General features: G+C 55.9%; 23 protein-coding genes. 17 read left to right on the top strand and 6 right to left on the bottom strand.

The genetic code is table 11. The annotated features are described in order from the left end of the window. Positions 1 to 16: 16 nt before the first annotated feature. Entirely contained in the window at positions 17 to 646 is a 630-nt protein-coding gene (locus HX792_RS07855; protein ID WP_176995531.1) for a hypothetical protein, read from the bottom strand. A 116-nt stretch (positions 647 to 762) separates the two neighbouring features. On the opposite strand from HX792_RS07855, the gene HX792_RS07860 reads away from it, so the two are divergent. Then, a complete protein-coding gene (locus HX792_RS07860; protein ID WP_176995532.1) occupies positions 763 to 987 on the top strand; it encodes a hypothetical protein in 225 nt (74 codons plus the stop codon). 62 nt (positions 988 to 1,049) lie between these two features. After that, the gene (locus HX792_RS07865) at positions 1,050 to 1,376 is read left to right on the top strand and encodes a hypothetical protein (RefSeq protein ID WP_176995533.1); all 327 of its coding nucleotides are present in this window, start codon (positions 1,050 to 1,052) and stop codon (positions 1,374 to 1,376) included. 44 nt (positions 1,377 to 1,420) lie between these two features. On the opposite strand, the gene HX792_RS07870 is transcribed toward HX792_RS07865, so the two are convergent. Further along, complete coding sequence (locus HX792_RS07870) at positions 1,421 to 1,822, bottom strand: hypothetical protein (RefSeq protein WP_176995534.1); 402 nt, start codon at positions 1,820 to 1,822, stop codon at positions 1,421 to 1,423. Between the two features lie 116 nt (positions 1,823 to 1,938). Here HX792_RS07870 and HX792_RS07875 point away from each other — a divergent pair, with 116 nt between their 5' ends. Further along, positions 1,939 to 2,277 (top strand): hypothetical protein, encoded by a 339-nt coding sequence (locus HX792_RS07875; RefSeq protein ID WP_176995535.1) that lies wholly within the window; start codon positions 1,939 to 1,941, stop codon positions 2,275 to 2,277. Positions 2,278 to 2,363: 86 nt separating this feature from the next. Next, positions 2,364 to 2,567: a hypothetical protein gene (locus tag HX792_RS07880; RefSeq protein ID WP_176995536.1), complete on the top strand. Its 204-nt coding sequence runs from the start codon at positions 2,364 to 2,366 to the stop codon at positions 2,565 to 2,567. On the opposite strand, the gene HX792_RS07885 is transcribed toward HX792_RS07880, so the two are convergent. The 4 genes from HX792_RS07885 to HX792_RS07900 all read right to left on the bottom strand — a co-directional run bounded on the left by HX792_RS07885 (position 2,558) and on the right by HX792_RS07900 (position 4,874). Next, positions 2,558 to 2,923 (bottom strand): hypothetical protein, encoded by a 366-nt coding sequence (locus tag HX792_RS07885; RefSeq protein ID WP_176995537.1) that lies wholly within the window; start codon positions 2,921 to 2,923, stop codon positions 2,558 to 2,560. The two genes, HX792_RS07880 and HX792_RS07885, sit on opposite strands and share 10 nt — an antisense overlap. Positions 2,924 to 3,021: 98 nt before the next feature. Further along, entirely contained in the window at positions 3,022 to 3,306 is a 285-nt protein-coding gene (locus HX792_RS07890; protein ID WP_176995538.1) for a hypothetical protein, read from the bottom strand. 22 nt (positions 3,307 to 3,328) lie between these two features. Beyond that, positions 3,329 to 3,709, bottom strand: coding sequence for a LuxR C-terminal-related transcriptional regulator (locus HX792_RS07895; RefSeq protein ID WP_176995539.1), 381 nt, complete (start codon positions 3,707 to 3,709; stop codon positions 3,329 to 3,331). A gap of 412 nt (positions 3,710 to 4,121) precedes the next feature. After that, the gene (locus HX792_RS07900) at positions 4,122 to 4,874 is read right to left on the bottom strand and encodes an XRE family transcriptional regulator (protein ID WP_371319333.1); all 753 of its coding nucleotides are present in this window, start codon (positions 4,872 to 4,874) and stop codon (positions 4,122 to 4,124) included. A gap of 73 nt (positions 4,875 to 4,947) precedes the next feature. On the opposite strand from HX792_RS07900, the gene HX792_RS07905 reads away from it, so the two are divergent. The 13 genes from HX792_RS07905 (at position 4,948) to HX792_RS07965 (ending at position 16,041) form a co-directional block, all read left to right on the top strand. Continuing rightward, complete coding sequence (locus HX792_RS07905; protein ID WP_176995540.1) at positions 4,948 to 5,151, top strand: YdaS family helix-turn-helix protein; 204 nt, start codon at positions 4,948 to 4,950, stop codon at positions 5,149 to 5,151. Between the two features lie 291 nt (positions 5,152 to 5,442). Next, positions 5,443 to 6,198, top strand: coding sequence for a helix-turn-helix domain-containing protein (locus tag HX792_RS07910; RefSeq protein ID WP_176996160.1), 756 nt, complete (start codon positions 5,443 to 5,445; stop codon positions 6,196 to 6,198). 20 nt (positions 6,199 to 6,218) lie between these two features. Next, positions 6,219 to 6,881, top strand: coding sequence for a replication protein P (locus HX792_RS07915; RefSeq protein WP_176995541.1), 663 nt, complete (start codon positions 6,219 to 6,221; stop codon positions 6,879 to 6,881). Further along, entirely contained in the window at positions 6,878 to 7,174 is a 297-nt protein-coding gene (locus HX792_RS07920) for a DUF1364 domain-containing protein (RefSeq protein ID WP_176995542.1), read from the top strand. Before HX792_RS07915 ends, HX792_RS07920 begins: the two co-directional genes overlap by 4 nt. Next, positions 7,171 to 8,499: a site-specific integrase gene (locus HX792_RS07925; RefSeq protein ID WP_176995543.1), complete on the top strand. Its 1,329-nt coding sequence runs from the start codon at positions 7,171 to 7,173 to the stop codon at positions 8,497 to 8,499. The genes HX792_RS07920 and HX792_RS07925 overlap by 4 nt, the downstream gene beginning before the upstream one ends. A gap of 296 nt (positions 8,500 to 8,795) precedes the next feature. Then, positions 8,796 to 9,185 carry an antiterminator Q family protein gene (locus tag HX792_RS07930; protein ID WP_176995544.1) on the top strand — a complete coding sequence of 130 codons (390 nt, stop codon included), beginning with the start codon at positions 8,796 to 8,798 and terminating at the stop codon, positions 9,183 to 9,185. A 131-nt stretch (positions 9,186 to 9,316) separates the two neighbouring features. Next, positions 9,317 to 10,219 (top strand): hypothetical protein, encoded by a 903-nt coding sequence (locus HX792_RS07935; RefSeq protein ID WP_176995545.1) that lies wholly within the window; start codon positions 9,317 to 9,319, stop codon positions 10,217 to 10,219. A 280-nt stretch (positions 10,220 to 10,499) separates the two neighbouring features. Continuing rightward, on the top strand, positions 10,500 to 10,844 hold the full coding sequence (locus HX792_RS07940) for a phage holin family protein (RefSeq protein ID WP_176995546.1): 345 nt from the start codon (positions 10,500 to 10,502) through the stop codon (positions 10,842 to 10,844). A 24-nt stretch (positions 10,845 to 10,868) separates the two neighbouring features. Then, the gene (locus tag HX792_RS07945) at positions 10,869 to 11,591 is read left to right on the top strand and encodes a hypothetical protein (protein WP_176995547.1); all 723 of its coding nucleotides are present in this window, start codon (positions 10,869 to 10,871) and stop codon (positions 11,589 to 11,591) included. 143 nt (positions 11,592 to 11,734) lie between these two features. Continuing rightward, positions 11,735 to 12,289, top strand: a complete 555-nt coding sequence (locus HX792_RS07950; protein ID WP_176995548.1) for a terminase small subunit — start codon at positions 11,735 to 11,737, stop codon at positions 12,287 to 12,289. Continuing rightward, entirely contained in the window at positions 12,252 to 14,315 is a 2,064-nt protein-coding gene (locus HX792_RS07955; RefSeq protein ID WP_176995549.1) for a phage terminase large subunit family protein, read from the top strand. Before HX792_RS07950 ends, HX792_RS07955 begins: the two co-directional genes overlap by 38 nt. Then, positions 14,306 to 14,518, top strand: coding sequence for a primosomal replication protein PriB/PriC domain protein (locus tag HX792_RS07960; protein WP_176995550.1), 213 nt, complete (start codon positions 14,306 to 14,308; stop codon positions 14,516 to 14,518). Before HX792_RS07955 ends, HX792_RS07960 begins: the two co-directional genes overlap by 10 nt. Beyond that, positions 14,515 to 16,041: a phage portal protein gene (locus HX792_RS07965; RefSeq protein ID WP_176995551.1), complete on the top strand. Its 1,527-nt coding sequence runs from the start codon at positions 14,515 to 14,517 to the stop codon at positions 16,039 to 16,041. The genes HX792_RS07960 and HX792_RS07965 overlap by 4 nt, the downstream gene beginning before the upstream one ends. The last annotated feature ends 5 nt before the right edge of the window (positions 16,042 to 16,046 follow it).

A 16,046-nucleotide genomic window follows, 5' to 3' on the forward strand; every position in this document is an offset into this window, starting at 1 on the left:
AATTACTGGCTATAGTTTAAGGAACGTTGCTCGCCCCGCAGTTCCGGCAGTCTTCCCGATAGCGCTGCGCGTCGCTGATGAACCGGCCGCAGCCATCGCAATTGAATATCATCATTTTGGGCTTGTTCGGCTTGGCGTGCTTGATGCCGGTGCCACGCAGGGCGTCTTTGATATTCACGTCGTCGCGCTCAACAAGGTGCCGGGAGTGGGCGTCGATGTAGGGCTTGGGCCAGAGCACCGCGCCTGACTGACCTAGCCCGATCCAGTCCACGGTGTGAGCTCTCGGCACCACCACAGCCTTGGAAAGGTCGCTTGTGAACACGCCATCTTCGCCAAGCCAAATCAAGTTGTTTCCGTTCCAGCACTGCGGCTTTTGGATGTAGAACTCGGCTGCGTATGGGTGCTGGTCCAGCGCTTCGCTCAACGTCACCTGCTGGCAGTCAACACCGATGCGCGCCCGAGGATCGACGTAGGCCTTGGGCCACGGAATGTCAGTGTCGCGGTGATCGCAAGCGCCATCCCGTGTGAACACCTGAGCCTTCGCCAGATCGGTGACATATCCAGATCCGCCAAAACCCCAGAACGACAACCCGTCGCCGACGTAGGCGTGACTGCGGCTGTCTTGTAGATAGAACTGGTCTTCCATGGATTATCTCCAGTCAGGCGTTACTCTCCGTTACGGAATGCAACAAAGGTGTAGTGGCAATTTGGCTTTAGGCTCGGTATTACTGGCGGTTTATAAATTTCATTTGAGGGACATGGATGAGTATTCACGTACTCGAGGCAGAGCTCACGGAGCTTGATCTGACCTGCTTTCACGAGATTCGATTTATCAGTTACCCGGAAGACTCCGTCGGCATCCTCACTCTTTCTTGGCCTGCTCCAGGCAAGCTTGAAAGAGAGCTGCTGAGGGTGCTGGTCGACAAGCCCAATGATGCCGAAACCCTGGCTCGTGTCGCGGGCATAATTGTGTCACTCAGGAAATAACATTCTGAGTTTGGAATTGGTTTTCGATAGTCACCGGCATGGAGCCGGATCAAGGAGAGATGATGTCTTTCGGCTATGCAGCAGAGAAGTTTGCCTCTGCCCGTTCAGTGTTGATGCTTCCTCACCCCCAAGGTGAGGATCAGTCAATCGCTACAGCTTTTTCCGAATGTCGTAAGGGCTTGGAGCGATTCGACAGAACACTTTTTGACGATAGTTCGAGCATATGGATCAAACAGCTGGATCAGTTGATGAAGACAGAGGGGATTGAGGATCCAGACAGAGAAGGGTTGTTCCTGATCAAAGCCCGCCAACTTTCCATCGATGATCAGCTCCAGTTTTCCACGGTGGTGGATGAACTGCAATGTTGGTTTAGTCGCCGGAAAGACTGAGCTTATCGTGCATTCGTCCAGTGTAAAAAATGGACGAATGCAGTTCAGGCACGCCGGACTTTGAAGTGGAGCATCGCCTTGATGCTGTGGCAGTAATCTTGAAGTGTCTCATAGGCCTTATACTTGGCCTGGCTTCGGGTTGCCGCCCACACCCGGACCAAATCTTCCCGAGCTTCCTTGTCCCAGTTCAAATCATCCCAATCATGTCTAAACGGCAGGACCAACCACTCTTTGAGTGGTAGCGTCTCGGCCATTTCGCCGTACTGCATTTCGTGGGTAGGGTGGTAGTTGCTGATCCGCTTCTTCGGGTCTTCGTCCAACACCACGCCAATGTAGTGGCCGCGATCCGCCAGGATGATACCGGGCTTGCCGTAGGCGATGACGCGGCGGCCTACTTCGGCGGGCACCTGATAGTGCTGCCGGACGTATGCGCAGTTGTGGCTCATGGATTATCTCCAGTCAGGCGCCGCCCTCCGTTATCGGATGCGGCTGTGTGAAATTTGATGAAGTGGCGTAGTGATGGCTCTATCATTCGCCATCACTCATGCATGGAGCGCAATAAATGCGGATTTTGCTGATTTCAACGATTGCATTGCTCATGGCGGGCTGCTCTGGCCCAGGTGTCGTTCCAATGGGACGCGACACTTACATGATTGCAAGGGAGGGTAGCTTTACTACCTTTAGCGGCGGCGCCGTTAAGGCTGATCTATATCGGGAGGCGAATGCTTTTTGCGAGAGCAAGAGCAAGCAGCTGATGCCGCTTAAAGATTCATCCGTGGACAAAGGCTATGGTCGTCATGCCAATGCCGAGGTCCAGTTCCGTTGCCTTGATGCAAGCGATCCAGAGTTGCGCCGCCCGATAATGGAGAGCGAGCCCAATATGAAGATAAAAATCGAGTAACGGATCCTCCGTGACCGGTGGTGGCAATTTGGTTTTGGTTGGGGTATTACGGGTGACCGGCATGGAGTCGGTTTAAGGAGTGAAATATGGCTTGGGTTGTAAAAATGACCGATTCTGACGGCAATGTATTTTGGGGGTCGTCACCCGATCATGAAGGTCTCCGTTACGCTGCGTACAAACCGGAATATGCAGAGCAGTTCGAGAGCAAGGAAGCAGCGGAGGCGGTGTTCTATTGGTTTCACCAAATTCGCGACCTTCAGAAGTACAATTTGGTAGCGGTTCAGTTCTGATAGTGGCGACCTGGGTGGACGTACTCATCACCCGGATCAGTCCCTAGCTCGACCATGCTCTTCTCATAAAATGCTCGCGACACCTTTTCGCTTGGCTCATAAGGTGTCGTGACACACTTGAGCATCAGCCTCGCCGTCTCGAAGTCGGCGGCGATCACGTTGCGCAGCAAGTTCTGGAACACCTCCTGCTGATTGTTGAAGCCGTGCTGCTTCATCAGGCGCTTAAGGTCGGCCTTGAACACGCCGGCAACCTCAACCGTAAATTTCTCGACGGCCAATGCAGCGTTCCTCGCGGCTTCCTTCTCGCGCTTGCGGCGCTGCTTCTTGGCTTCCGCCGTCAGCTCTTCCTCGGCCATGGCCTACCTCTTCCATTCCACTTGCTGGCAGTGCCAGCCATGTCGGCCGGCGCCGCGCGGCAGTGATCTTTCTGATGCACCTCATCGGGTTACGCTGATCACTGGGACCATCCCTCGATGTTGATGTTCTTGCCGTCGGCGCGAGCCTCAAGTACCTGGGCGCGGATGACCGCAGCTTTCCAGGTGAAGCTCATGCCCATGACCTTGCCGGTGGAGCGTTCGACGACGTGGTAAACGCCGGCGCCCTTGTTGACTACCTGGAAGCGAACTTCTTGCGCGGGCTGCTCCTTGCCGATCATGGCGTACATCGCGCCGGTGGCGATGGTTGCGCGGACACGGAGTGCCGCGAGTCCTTCTATGCGTTCTTGCATTGATGGGGGCATGTATTTTCCCTTATGGCTTGAGTTAGGCGAGCAGTACCGGTTGTTCCGCGCGGCGCACCATCCTGACTTGCGCTGTACGACGTTCCGGCACGCGACGGTCACGTCGCATCGACTCGTCACCGATCATTGCGTGCATGGCGATCAGTGCTGCCAAGACGAAGCACATCGGCGAGATGATCTGGCGACGCATTGCCTCGGCGATCATCGCTGTCTGGCGGGTCACGCCGAGCTTGAACATGGCGCAGGACAGGCGCTTGGCCACGGTGCAGGCTGCAACGTCGAATTGTCTGGCGATCTGCTTGGCCGTCATGCCTTGGGCAGCGGCCAGTAGGTACTGAAGTTCTTTGGGCGCAAGGCCTCTACCGAGGTGACCCTTCCATGCGCCGTTGATGATCTCATTCATCTTTGTGACTCCCGGTTGTTTTCCGAAAGCGCCCGATACAGGCGCTGACGTGAAATCTTCTGGTGTTGCTTGCCGGCTTCCCGCTACTGGCGTCGGTCGCCGGCTCCATTAAGTTGTTTGTCCAGCCGCGGGCCTTTCGGCTTTTGCTCCCGCTGGATAACTGTTCTTGGCGTTTTACGCTGCACGCCCGGGTCAGTTGCCAACCCTCTGAACCGTTGAGGCCGGTTCATCGCTGCCTTCCATCTGGCCGGTTGTTATCCGGCGACGTGGCAAAATTACAACTGTAAATTGTAGTATGCAAGTGATAGTTGTAATTATTTTTGCGGCAGGATGCGTGCTTGTAATTACAGCACGCATGAAAAAGCCCGCTCAATGGCGGGCTCTAGGCTTTTCGAGTAACGCTACACAACAGTTAGCGGGAGTACATTGCCCACCAGAACACATGGCCTAGGATGCTCAGCTGCTGCTCCTGGATCTGCTGAAATGAGTACTCCTCATCAGGATGCTCATCGCGGTTGAAGCTGCGCAGGCGAATGCCCGTCGGTAACCGAAATAGCTGCTTAATCCTGAGTTGGCCGTTGTGGTTAATGGCGTACATCTCTCCGTCAACCACGTCCTTCAGCGTATTTTTTCCAACATTGACACCCACTGTTGCGCCGTCTCGCAGCACCGGGACCATGCTGTTCCCGCTTACGACCACGCACTTTGCATTACTGAATTGCACGCCGTTGTGCCGCAGGTCCTTCTTGAAGAACCGCAGCCGCGAGCTGTCGCTTTCCTCGATCGCAAATCTACCTGAGCCGGCCGCGAGCTCAACCTCATGAAGAAAGGGAACGTAGACCTCATCGTCATCAAGAGGTGTGCTTTCGTCCCAAGGTTCGATTGCCTGCAGAGAAGTGTCAGCAGTAACGCTGTGCGACTCGGCTGGCCCAGATTCGCCCATCAAGTAGGCCACTGAGACACCGAGTACTTCGCTCAGATTTTTGATGCGTGGGTTTCGCGGAGCTGTGCGTCCCGACTCCCAAGCCTGGACCGACTGAGGGCTAACGCCAAGCTTGCGGGCTAACTCAGATTGATTGAGTCCCTGCGCTTCTCGTGCTGCGGCTATGCGGGAGGAGGTAGTAGTCATGAAAGTGAGAATACAACCAGCACTTGTAGCGAGCATTGCAATTCTCACTTGTAGATATATTTTAAAAACTGTAACTTTGAGTTGTAATTGAAGCTTTAACGAGGATTCTATGGAACCTAATGCAGCAGAGCGTGCAGCCAAGGCAGCAGGCAGCCAGTCGGCCCTTGCTCGCGTTCTTGGCTGCACGCCACAGAACGTACAGCGCTGGTGCGCCTCCGGGCGAGTGCCAGCGGAGCGCGTGATTTCGGTCGAGCAGGCAACTGGCATCTCGCGCCATGAGCTTAGACCAGACCTTTATCCAGAGGCTGCGTAGCCGTTCGTTGGGATGATTTTGTACCTGAAGAGCGGTGCCCGGTAGTGAACTGGCTTAGCTGTTGATTCATCCAGTAGCCAAATCGCACGCACAAAAAAACCGCCTGGCAGGGCGGTTCTTTCAACAACTTGTAAAACACTGTGGGGCCATTATGAGCACGATACCTATCTCTGGCAATACCCCTCATGTTGCGACACTTTCAGTCGGCTTTCAAAACGTGTCGCGACACATACGTCGTACCGCCGCACCAATACACAATATCCAAGGGAACTCGCTGTGAGCGTTCAAGCTATGTCATGGGCGCTCTCTTTGCCCGTGCAAACCCTAAAAGACTCTAGTGCTCGGCATGTGCTGCTGTGCCTGGCCAACTACGCAGGCTCAAACGGTGCAGGGGCTTTTCCGTCAGCCAAAACGCTCACCGATGACACAGGACTTTCCGAGCGCACGATACGAATCAAGCTTGATCTGTTGGAGGAGGTCGGGCTCATCGTTCGTGGCAATCAAGCTCTGGCCGCGGTTTACATTGATCGTCATGACCGCCGCCCGGTGGTGTATGACCTGATGATCAAGCGGGGTGCAGTAGCTGCACCCCGTGAAGACGCATCGGGGTGCAGCCTTGGTCAGAACGGGGTGCAGCCTACGACAGAGCGGGGTGCAGCCACTGCACCCAATACATCAATTAACCATCAATTAACCGAAAAGCAGCAGCAGCGCGAGATTTCGGAAGTTGTCGCGGGGCAGGATCGCCAGGCATTGGAACCACAAGACGACCGGCAGCGGTTCGCAATGTTCGCTGAGTTCGTACCGTCCGCCAACGCCCTCGAAGCGCAATTGAAGATCGCAGGTCTTCCGGAAGATTGCGCAACTGAAGACATGATCGCTCGCTTCAAAGGCTTCTTCGTCGCCAAAACCTCGGTCGTCGATAGCGCTGCCGGCTGGTGCTTCAAGCTAGCCGGCTGGATCAAGCGTGAGCGCGCCCTGGGGTCAACCTCCACTGAAGATGACGCGCCTTCTGGCGACTGGGCATCGAAGGGGGTGCGCCTGTGAACCGATCGAGCAAGCCCGTAATGGCAAGTCAGTTGGTTGCCCGCCGCCAATGCGATCCAACGTACCAGGGGCCAGTTCAGTCACCTGCCGTAGTTGCCGTTGATCATGCCACCCGGGCAGTGATTGACGACCTGTTCCTTCGGTTGCGCGGCGCTTGTGGTGCATGGCGTCAATCCTGGCCGACAGAGGCCGTGATGAACGCCTCAAAGCTTGAATGGCTAGGCGAGTTCATGCGATCCGGCATCACCAAAATGGAACAAATCGATCACGGTATGCGCGTTGTCAGCGCGAACAAATCGGCCTTTGTTCCGGCCCCAGGTGTTTTCGTCAGTTGGTGCTTCGCGCCGGAAGGCTTGGGTCTTCCAAGCGTTGAATCTGCATACGCTCAGGCCCTGCGCAACTGCCATCCCGCTATGCGTAGTTGCTCGAAGTGGTATCACCCGGCCGTGTATCACGCGACTGCCGCCGTGGGTTTCCACAGCCTGCCGCTTCTGCCGCGCGAGCTTGGTCTGGCCCGCTTTGAAAAACAGTACCTGAACCAGTGCCGCCGCATCTGGCAGGGCGAGAAGCTCAATGCCGTACCGGTAGCCGAGTTGCCCAAGCCTGCCCCGAAAGTGACCCCGGATGTCGGCAACAGGGCGTTGGCCGAGCTGCGTGCCCGCCGTGCGGGGGTGACCCAGTGAGCAAACTCACCAACGCCGCTCGCGATCGAGACTGCCAGGTTCGGTTTCCGGGATGTAGTTGCGACTCGTCCACCACCGTCCTCGCGCACTACCGTCTGGCCGGCACCTGCGGCATGGGCCTGAAGCCAAATGACTTTCAGGGCGCCTGGGCCTGCGCGTATTGCCACGACATCGCAGACGGACGCCTGCGTGCACCTGGCCAGCTGACCAATTACGAGATCCGTCTATTTCTTGCCGAGGGCGTCATGCGAACTCAGGCCATTTTGATCAAAGAAAGGAAGGTGATCACTTGAGCACCAAAATCCAAACCCTGACGGTGAAACTGTCGGATGCGGAGATCGCGCGAAACGCCAAGCTTGAGCATGTGCGCGACCTGCGAGATGCGAGTCATCCAGCGCTTCACTTTCGGTACTTGAAGAACCGCGCGCGCGGCTCCTGGTATTTGCTCCACAAGCGCCAATGGCACCTGATCGGCCATTTTCCCGACCTCAGCAGCAAACAGGTGGTCGCTGCGCTCCCCGCGGTGCGGTTGCGGGTGGCGGCTGACGGCGCGGCCAGCGTATCGGGCTGGGTGTCCGTGGGTGAGCTGCTCGACTGGTTCGGCGAACGCATGGCCAAGTCGCGGGCGCTCTCCGACAAGCGCCGCGCGGCTATCAAGTCTGCAATCAGCTGCCAGCTCAAGCCGCGCTTGAATGATCTGCTGCTGAGCGACCTCAACGCCCAAACCCTCGATAGGCAACTGATGTGGCCGGCGCAGGAAGAGCTGTCGCTGTCCTATGTTCAGCAGCTGTTTCGCCTCGTCACCATGGCATTCCGCCAGGCGCGCAAGCTCGATCTGATCCCCTTCAACCCGATGGCTGAGCTCAAGTTCAGCAACTTCACCACGGCCCGCATCCTGCCCAAGCCAGCACGCCTGCGCGATGTGCAGGTGCCGGACCTGGTGACGCTGCTGGCTGAGCGTTTTGACAGTGCACCAGGTGACGCCATGCTGGCCTTGCTGATGCTGTGCCACGGTACCCGGATTGGCGAAACCCGCCAGGCACGCTGGGCTGACATTGCACTGCCTGAGCGCGAGTGGTTCCTGCCGGCCGAGCACACCAAGACGAAGACCGAGCTGCGCGTGCCGCTGACCGATCAGGTGTGCGGGCTGCTGCGTCGTTACCGTGACCGCCAGGCCTCCCAAGGATACGAGGGGGCTTTCCTGTTCCCCTCACGCCGTGGCAAGCCGCTGAGCGATAACCAGGCGAGCGCTGTGTTTACTCGGTTGGGGCAGGGCGCCTGGACCAGTCACGACCTACGCAAAGTGGCTCGCACCGCGTGGACAGACCTCGGCATCGACGGTCACATCGGCGAGATGCTGCTGAACCACTCGCTGGGCAAGATCGCCTCCACCTACATCAACACCCAGGCCAAAGAGCAACGTCGCCTGGCCTTGGTGAAGTGGCACAACTGGTTAGATGCGCGTGGCTTCAAGGAGATTCACGAGCAGACAGGCATTAGATATGAAGATTCGCAAAACATCGTAGACGCCTTGAACGGCGGGGCCTGCGAGCCAGAACCACAATTTGTTAAGGGCGAGGTATTAAAACGTGCAGAAACGACAGGGGCCTGGCTTTAAGCGGGAGCGGATCGAGCTTGAATTCTGCTCTATCTGCAAGGGGAAGGCGGTGGTGGCGGGGGTGTTTTATGAGCTGGTTTGCACGGATTGCAACGGCTCAGGTTGGGTTGTTCAGGGGACAAAGTTGGTGCTTTCTGTCGACGAGTTGGTCACCCAATTGAGTTTCAAATTGCAGCAGGTACAGCGCGAAATCTTGGCATTAAAGACTCCTCAAACAGCGATAGGGCCACAGAGCCAATACGAGCAACCAAACCGCTTGGGAGCAGGCGGAACAAATTACACAGGGGATTGAGAGCATGATGATTCGTAAGCCGGCAGGCCGGCCGTTGGGCGATACCGAATACCTGCTTGAGCAATGGGGGTTATGGAGAATGGACGGAATGGGGGTGCCTGGGTACACGTCACCTACACTGGCACTCATGCGTCAGGCAGTACCTCAACCATCTTTGACCAAAGCCTACTGCATCTCAGACGATTGGGCTTTAGCAATTGATAACGCGGTAGCCAAACTCACGCAGCGCGATCAGCAAATGGGAGACATCATTTGGCTGTATTATGCCGCAAAATGGCCTATGGTCCGCGTAGGCAAACATTACGGTCTAAGTGAGGGGAAAACTCGAGAGCTGGCCAGGGCGGGCTCAGCCTGGATTGATTGTGCTGTACATATTGTGCTTCCGGCAGCATGAGCATTCTCGCGGTCCCGTATTCGCACCACAAGGATGCCTTTTAGTATATTTGGCAGAAGTTTCCTGACAAAAGTATCAGGGGTTGGTTTTTAGTTTATTAATGGATGTGGTATTTAGCTAGGGGTAGAAATATGAAGGGAATAACGGGGCTTTTAGTTTGCGCTCTTTTGAGTTTCTCGATTGTTGCGTTCTCGCAGACAAAATCGGCCTCGAGTGTGTCTGATGAAACTAGTCCGTCTGTTAGTTTGGTTGATGTTGAGAAAATGATCTCTAAAAAAGAATCTGAACTACTTCTTTTAAAAGAGCAGAATAAGCTGATTGGGGAATTTCAGACTTCACAGCAGACAACTGTCCTTTGGGCGTTGGGGGGTATTTTAAGTCTTGCCCTCGTTATGATGGGCTTAAATTATTTTACAAATTTTAAATTTTATGAGCAGGATAAAGAACGTATTAAATCGGACTTTGAAGGCCGCTTGGCATCATATCGTGCCGAGATGAACTTGCATCTGGAGGAGTCCAAGCGAGAAGTTAGCGTGATTCTAGATGAGAGTAATAAAGTCATTTTGGATAGAGTTCTGCTTCAGTTGGCTGAGGTTAGGTCGACCACTGAAAATTTGCGATCGGAGCTCATAGCTGAAATTAAATCGGTGGAAAGCACGGCCGTTAAATTCACAGATGATTTACATTCTATCGATGTGAAGCTAGCTAATGCGGAAATGGAGTTGAGGGAGGTAGAGATGGTTGTCTGGCAGTTGGATGATGTGCCGGAAAACATGTTGATTTCTCTTGGGCAAGGATTGCAGGCTGCCGCAGAAGCAGGGAATAAAGCCGGTGTCACTCGTATGTTAGGAAAGATACTTGACGTAATTGACAAAAAGTTCTTAGAGGCTGGGCAGACCATAGAAAGCGATACAGTGCAGATGTTAAACAACGATTTGGATTACGCGCGTTCGCTTAAATTCGCGGGTACTGCAAAGGTTAAAAAAGCACTTTCCCAAATCCCTATCGAAAAGGAACTGGATTCTGTAGTTTGAAAAATCACTCTTAAGTTTCGTCAAGCGCCTCGGGCATCCGGGTGCAGTGATATTTTCAAATAAACAGCTTTTCCGCGCGGAATAAGTCTGTTTTCATAGCAGCGTGTATTGCTGTGTACGCAGCGAGACGCCTTCAAAGCCGGGCCATTGAGCCGCGTTTTTTGTGCCTATTTACAAGCCCTGCCATTGAGCGGGGCTTTTTTGTTTTCGGCCCCACACCTGTCTCCTTGCCTAAAGCGGATGCCAACGACGTGGAGGCCGACCTATTTGAGGACTCAAGATGAACTCCGAGCATCAGGCTCTGGCCGATGTACCTCTGTGGTTGTTGGTTCTGCTGAGCCTCGCCGGTTTGTCTGGAGAAATGCTTCGCGCATCCGGTAGTGACTTGAGTCTTCGCCAGATCCTTCAGCGAGTAGCACTGCGCTTTCTCGCTTCTGGCCTACTGGGTATGGCCACGCTACTGCTCGCAATGGCGCTTTGGAACAACCTCTATCTCGCCGCCGGTCTGGGCATCGTAATCGCCGTGATAGGCGCAGACGTTGCCGGTGGTCTGTATACGCAGTTTTTGGCACGAAAGGTGGGTGTGAATGCCCCGGCTTCGGGCCCAAACGCAAACGGTCAGTAGGTAGGCTTATTGGAAGGAGGGGGCATGCTTAAGATCGAAACCAAGGGCGGCGACCTTCTCAAGAAGAAGCTAAGTGACCTAGAGCGGCGGCAGTTGCCATTTGCTTTGGCGTTGGCTCAGACCCGTACCGCAAAACTGGTCGAGGCGGCAGAGATTGAGGAAATGGCCAGGGTGTTTGACCGGCCTACTCGATTCACGCTCAACAGTATTTTCGTTCGTCCTGCCAAGAAGGGTGGGCATGGTGCGGTGGTGTGGGTCAAGGACTATGCATCCAAGGCCGACGCGCCCATTCGCTGGCTTCTGCCTGAGGTTGACGGCGGTGAGCGACATGCCAAGCGCAGCGAGAAACTGCTGGGTGCCCGAGGCATTCTTTCATCTGGTCGCTTTCTGATGCCGGGCGGTGGAATGACGCTGGATAGTCACGGCAACATCAGTCGTGGTGTGATGCAGAAGGTTCTGTCTGGTCTCGGCGCCCAAGGTGATAAGTACGCAAACAGCACCGATAGCCGCCGGAGTCGGGGCAACAGTAAGCGCTTCTTTGTGCTGGGTAAGGGTAGCAAGGCCGTTGGTATTGCGCAGCGCACCAGCAAGGACTCGGCGGGGTTGCAAATCATGTTGGCCTTCGCGGCTCGCCCGACCTACAAGCATCGGCTCGACTTCTACGGCGTTGCTGATCGTGTTGTGCGCGACAGCTTGCCCGAGCAGGTGCGCCAGTCCCTGGCAGAAGCGGTCCGGAAGGCGAAATGACCACGACGTCGTACGGCCATGTGCCTCAAATGAGAATAATTATCCAAAAGGTACTCCCGGATCCCACCCCCCTCAGGGGGTAATTCGAGGCCCGCGTCTTCGCTATATATGACCCATTTTCAAAGGTTGGTTGTTGTGTAGTTATGGCTAATCAATTGATCACCCGAAAACCTGAGTGGCTGAACAAGTCTCGAATGGCTGACAGTCTTGGAATTACCACGCAAGCCTTCGATAAATGGGGCGTGACGCCAATTGCCAAGATCGGCCGCGAGTCGTTTTATGACGTGCGTTCTGTGCTCGACAACCGGCTGGTTCACAAGGGCGAGAAGCAACAACCACTCGACGACGATGGCCAACCCATTGATCCGCTGATCGAGTACAAACAAGCGCAGCAGAAATTACGGTTAACCACTGAGCAAGCCGACGCCCAAGAAATGCGCAATCGGGTAAAGGCTAAGAAGCTGGTACCGGTGGATTTCTGCCTGTTCGCCTTGGGCAAGTTGAGCGCCATGCTCGGCTCAACCCTGGACACCATTCACATCAAAGTGAAACGCAAGCACCCGGATATCGAGGTGCGTCACATCGAGGCTATCCAACGTGAAATAGCCGTTACGCGGAACGAAGCGGTCAACCTGGCCGATACCTTGCCGGAGCTTCTAGATGAGTTCGTCGAAGCCCTGGATGAGGGCGCTGATTGATAGCGTCCGTAAGGGCCTGACCGGTCTCTACAAAGAGCCACCACTGACGGCAGTTGAGTGGGCGAATAAGCATTTTTACCTGTCTTCCGAGTCGTCCTATCAGGAAGGTCGGTGGACTACGGCACCGTTTCAGGTTGCCATTCTCAACGCGATGGGTAATGACCTGATCGCCGTCGTCAACGTGCTGAAGTCAGCGCGGGTTGGCTATACCAAGATGTTGGTAGCCAATAAGGGCTACAAGATCCAGCACAAGAAACGCAACGTGTTGTCGTGGTGCCCAACCGATCCCGACGGTGACACCATGATGAAACGGCACATCGAAACGATGATCCGCGACGTTCCCTTGGTGCGTGCTTTGGCGCCTTGGTACGGCGTGAAGCACCGGGACAACACCCTGGACGAAAAGCGTTTTGATAACTCGAAAATGCTTTGGTGCCTGGGTGGCAAGGCCGCACGTAACTATCGGGAGAAAAGCCCCGACGAGGTGATCTACGACGAGCTGTCGAAGTTCGATGCTGACATCGAGGGCGAAGGCTCCCCGACTATGCTGGGAGATAAGCGTCTTGAGGGGGCGACGTTTCCCAAGTCAATTCGCGGATCTACCCCTGGTGTAATCGTCGCCAGCGGCGAGGATGACGAGTCAGTTGGAGAGGGCTGCCAAATCAGCCGGGCGGCTGATGAGTCGCCGCACTTCCTGCGGTTCAACATCAAATGCCCATGCTGTGGCACAGAGCAGCATTTGAAATGGGGGGCGTTCGACAAACCCTTCGGCATGCGCTGGCGGCTCGATAGTTATGGCCAGGTAGAAAAAGCCTGGTACTTGTGTGAGTCCGGCAACGGCTGCACGTTCGAATACCACGAAATGATCCAGGCGTCGGTTGCTGGGCGCTACATCTGCGAACGGCAGGGCGTTTGGACGCGTGACGGGATGGATTGGTTTTCTGCTGACGATCAGCCAATCACCACGCCACGATCTGTCACGTTCCACATCTGGACCGTTTACTCCGAGTTCGTTACCTGGGCTTCGGTGGTCAGTGAATGGCTGAAAGTAGGCAAGGACCGAGGCAAGCTCAAGACCTTTATCAACACCACCCTTGGCGAAGCCTGGGAAGAGGACCAAGGCGAGAAACTGGAATGGGAAGTACTGGCCAAGCGGCGCAGCAACTACCTGAAGGTACCCGCTCGTGGCGTTGCATTGTTCGGCGGGATCGACACGCAGGATGACCGGTATGAGGGGCGTGTGTGGGCCTTCGGTGCAGGTGAGGAAGCATGGTTGATTCACCGTTGGGTGCTGACCGGTGACCCTGCCAGCGTCGAGTTGCGCAAGAAGGTTGGCCAAGAGATTCGCCGCCAATTTACCCGCGAAGACGGCACGCTGATGCGTGTAGATCGCTGGTGCTGGGATTCCGGGGGGCACTACTCGGACGAGGTGCGCAAAGAAAGTAAAAAACACGGCGTCACCTGGGTTATCCCGGTGTTTGGTGCTGCAACCTACGGCAAGAAGATTGCCAATTTCCCTAAGAAAAAAACCAAGGGTGACCGGGTTTACCTCACGGAAGTCGGCACGGACAACGCCAAGGAACTGATTTACAGCCGCTTGAAAATCGAACCGGACGGCGGCCGTCCGGTGCCTGAGTGTGTCCACCTGCCCCTTAACGAGCAGGTATGCGACGAAGACGAAATGAAGCAGTTGACCAGTGAGCGTAAGGAGTGGGTGATCTCTAAAGGGCGCCGCGTTCAGCGCTGGACTAATGGCCGTCGCCGGAATGAAGCCCTCGACTGTTTTGTATACGCACTGGCCGCCCTGCGGATCAGTCAAGAGCGGTTCGGTCTGGATCTGGATCAGCTCGCCATGGAAGCGCAGTTCGTGCCGTCTTCGGGCACATGGGAGGTGCCAGAGGCGCCTGACGTGGACGAGCCAGAAGAATCAGAGCCGCCGATTGAATTGGCGCGGCCTGAGCCCCCATTAACTCAAGTCGACGCCCAAGGCGACCGGCATAACGTGGAAAGTAACGGATGGCTATAAGCGCGCAGGAGATGCTGGACCAGTATCTGGAGGCAGAGGCCGCCATTCTGCTGGGTAAAACGACCGTTTTTAACGGACGTACCCACACCATGGCCGAATTGCCGCAAATCCAAGCAGGACGACGCGAATGGGAGCGCCGGGTTAACGCCCAGCGGGCCGCCGCGCAAGGCAGTCCGGGTTATTCCCTGGCTGAATTTCGGTGAACTTCCTCGACCGCTGCATTGCGGCGGTTAGCCCTGGCGCAGGGTTGCGGCGTCTGGCGGCACGCAGTGGCATCCAAGCCTTTGAGGCGGCCGAGGTCTCGCGTACACACAAGGCAAAGCGGCAAACGCGAAGCGCTGACAGTTCATTGCAGCGCGATGCGGAATCGTTGCGCGGCCAGGCTCGAAAACTGGACGAAGATCACGACCTGGTGACGGGCATTTTCGACCGGTTGGAAGAGCGGGTGGTGGGTGGTGCAGGGATCGCGGTAGAGCCGTTGCCGCTGGACCACGCGGGCAATATTCACCTGGAGTTCGCGGCGCAGATTAAAGATCTGTGGGCCGAGTGGTCCTTGCGACCGGAGACCTCGGGCGAGTTGACCCGGGCACAAATGGAGCGCCTGGTGTGCCGCACCTGGCTGCGCGATGGTGAGGCGCTGGCCCAGCAACTATTGGGCAAGGTACCCAACTTCAAGCACCTGCATAAAGTGCCATTTACCCTGGAGTTGCTGGAGCCAGATTACCTGCCTTGGAACTACAACGATGAATCGAAGGGGATTTGCCAGGGCATCACACGTGACGCTTGGCGCCGGGTCACCGGTTATAACCTGTTGAAGCGTCACCCGGGTAGCGCCTTGGGTTTCAGCCTGTCGGCAGATACCAAATTCGTACCGGCGAATCGGATGCTGCACATCGCTTATCGCAAGCGGATTGGTCAGAACCGGGGGCAGCCGTTGTTGCACGCGGTGATAACGCGCTTGGCGGATATCAAGGACTACGAGGAAAGTGAGCGCGTAGCCGCTCGTATCAGCGCAGCCCTGGCGATGTTCATCAAGAAGGGCTCAACCGAAGACTACGTGGTTGCGCCTACGACTGCTGGCAAAGATGGCCAGGCCACCGGCGCCCGAAGTATTCCGATTGCCCCCGGCATGGTGTTTGACGGGCTGTTGCCCGGCGAAGACGTGGGCATGATCGAAAGCAATCGGCCCAGCCAGTTTGTGGAGAGTTTCCGTAACGGTCAGCTCCGTGCCGTTTCGTGCGGTACACGCATTGGCTACTCCACGGCGACGCGGACATATACCGGTACTTACTCGGCCCAACGCCAGGAGTTGGTGGAGTCGCAGCTGGGGTACGACCTTCTGCAGCACGAGTTCATCGACTACTGGTCGCGCAAGGTCTACAGGGCCTTTATCGAAATGGCGCTGGTCAGCGGCGTACTGATCCCCCCTGGCGACGTCAACATGGACTCGGTGTACAGCGCAGTTTATCAGGGGCCGGTAATGCCCTGGATCAACCCGGTGCATGAGGCCAACGCCTGGGATCAACTGGTACAGAGTGGTTTTGCCGATGAGGCCGAAGTGGCCCGGGCGCGTGGGCGCAACCCGCAAGAGCTTAAGCGATCGCGTCAGGCGGAAATCGAAAGCAACCGGGCTAAAAAGCTGGTGTTCAGCTCAGATGCCTATCACAAGTTCTACGGGAAAGTGACCTTCAATGCAGACCTATCAAACGAGAAAGATAAAGCCTGAAGCGC

This window comes from Pseudomonas sp. B6002, assembly GCF_013385985.1.
GTDB lineage: Bacteria > Pseudomonadota > Gammaproteobacteria > Pseudomonadales > Pseudomonadaceae > Aquipseudomonas.